General features: G+C 68.4%; 2 protein-coding genes. One reads left to right on the plus strand and one right to left on the minus strand.

Translation table 11 applies throughout. The annotated features are described in order from the left end of the window. On the minus strand, nt 1-566 hold a 566-nt coding region (locus A5712_RS18420; RefSeq protein ID WP_068107870.1), incomplete at its 3' end, for a TetR/AcrR family transcriptional regulator. A 60-nt stretch (nt 567-626) separates the two neighbouring features. Between A5712_RS18420 and A5712_RS18425 the strand changes: the two genes are divergently transcribed. Then, a partial coding sequence (locus A5712_RS18425) for a TetR/AcrR family transcriptional regulator (protein ID WP_156766625.1) occupies nt 627-835 on the plus strand: 209 nt, incomplete at its 3' end.

The following is an 835-nucleotide window of genomic DNA, read 5'->3' on the forward strand; positions in this document are numbered from 1 at the left end:
CCCCTGACCAGCCGCTTGGCCGCGCCCAGCGCCGCGTGGTAGTCCTCGGGCGGCAGCGTGGCCGCCAGCTCGGTCAGCCCGTAGATCAACGAATAGATCGCTTCGACCGGACCCGATCTGGCGGCTCGTCCGACGATGCCCTCGATGATCTCGCGGAACGCCTGGAAGCCGGCGCCGTGCGCCCCGGGGTCGACGGCGCCCTCGGCGCGGATCGCCCACTCGAAGGCCGCCAGGTCGGGGTACTCGCGCAGCAACCTGTCCAGCTCGTCCAGCATCGCCTCGAGGCGCTCGACGACGTCATCGGAATGCGCCGCGGCGGACCGCACCCGTGGCAACGCGATCTCGTCGATCTCCCGGACGGTCGCCGTGAGCAACTCGGACTTGTTCGGGAAATAGTGGTACAGGCTCGCGCTGGTCATGTCGGCAGCCTTGGCGATCTCCCGAATTGTCGCCTGGGAGTAGCCCACCTCCCCCACGCAGCGCATCGCCGCGGTGATTATTCGAGCGCGGGTCCGCTCGCCGCTGGCGCCTACCGGGCGCCCCAACTGCGACCGCGCGGCGTTCATGCGGGCGCACCTCCGAGCAGGAACCGGATATTAATTGATCGTTCGATTATATTCGACGGCATGCTAGGTCGCCCGGTCGGCGCCAGCGGCGAGGAGACTCGCCAGCGGATAATCGTCGCCACCATGCGGTGCGTGGCCGGCGTCGGCTACTCGCGCGCGACCATCCGGGAGATCGCCCGCACGGCCGACGTCACCAGCGCGAGCCTGTACAACTACTTCCCGAACAAGTCCGAGTTGATCAAGGCCGCCGTCGCCGCAAGGACCGAGGT

The sequence above is a fragment of the Mycobacterium sp. E2327 genome (assembly GCF_001672675.1).
In the GTDB taxonomy this organism is placed as follows: domain Bacteria; phylum Actinomycetota; class Actinomycetes; order Mycobacteriales; family Mycobacteriaceae; genus Mycobacterium.